Source organism: Mucilaginibacter gossypii, from assembly GCF_900100945.1.
GTDB classification, from domain to species: Bacteria; Bacteroidota; Bacteroidia; order Sphingobacteriales; family Sphingobacteriaceae; genus Mucilaginibacter; species Mucilaginibacter gossypii.
The window spans coordinates 1-1,138 of the sequence record NZ_FNCG01000045.1 but is presented as its reverse complement, the minus strand read 5'-3'; the positions used below and the strand labels follow the sequence as shown (position 1 = coordinate 1,138).

Sequence of the window (1,138 nt, the reverse complement as noted above, 5' to 3'; positions counted from 1 at the left end):
TTTAAGTGTGGTAACTCAAATATCAACACAAAGGGGTAGTCTTTCGGCTATCCCTTCCTTTTTCCCTAAAAAATCTTTACCGGACAACAGTGAAACAAGTTCGGTACGACCTGTTGGAATTTACCCCTCAAATTTTCTCCCCCATTTCACCGGGAAAAATCACCCCTTTACCGACAAAAACCTGCCCTACAGCTAATTAGGCCAAACCTGCTGTAACGTTTTTTATTTGAGATCGTCATATGTATGTATTCAATGAAATAAAATAATAATCACTTGACAATCAAAATATTAATACCATGAAAACTACATTGACCGCCATCGCTACCGTACTGTTTATGGTACTTGGCTTCGCAAACATCGCATCTGCAAATAATGCTAAAACTGATGCAGGCATCATTTTAACCGACATCAGCAAAATCAACAAAATTGAAGTTTACGGCAATGTTGAACTTTATATATCAAGCGGCCCGGCCGACCAGGTAAAAGTTTACAACCGCTACTATTCTGAAAACGCTCTGGTTCAGTCACAAAAAGGCGTATTGCGCATCTCATCATATAAAGCCGAAAAATTGGTAGTTTGGGTAACTGCAAACCAATTGAGCGCCATTAACGCTTATGATAATGCCGATATTAAATCATTCGGCAGTCTTTCAGGCATCGAGCTTGATGTTAAATTAAACAACAATGCATCTGCCAATCTTAACCTGGATACTTATAGCGCCAGCATCACCCTAAGCGGTAATGCCAAAGCCGAGCTTAAAGGTAACACCAATGAGTATAGCTTAATCCGTAACGCAACTTCAAATGTGAACAGCAACGGCCTTGCATACACTCACGCTACCGAAACTTTGAATAAAGAAACCAAGCCAGCGGTTGATCAATTTGCAACTTTATAACAGCCATTTTTTTTGAGTCAATTATATAAAGTGTAGCCGCCTTGAAAGGGGCGGCTTTTTTTGTTGTCAGTTGCGTTGTAAACGCAAACCCAGGTTACGCACCCGTCGCAAATGAGCGCCAGATCATAAACTAAAAACGACTGTCAGTCTGAGTGTTTAAATCCGTGGCCTCTGAAGGTGAAATGACATAGATTTGCTGAACCGTGCAGTGTGGCCGACCGAGTTATAGTGCTTATTGCCTG

General features: G+C 41.0%; 2 protein-coding genes. Both read left to right on the top strand.

Going from position 1 to position 1,138, the window contains the following annotated elements:
- A partial coding sequence (locus BLS28_RS31280) for a hypothetical protein (RefSeq protein ID WP_218134534.1) occupies window positions 1-196 on the top strand: 196 nt, incomplete at its 5' end.
- A 100-nt stretch (window positions 197-296) separates the two neighbouring features.
- A complete protein-coding gene (locus tag BLS28_RS30440) occupies window positions 297-896 on the top strand; it encodes a GIN domain-containing protein (RefSeq protein WP_091176637.1) in 600 nt (199 codons plus the stop codon).
- Window positions 897-1,138 lie beyond the last annotated feature (242 nt).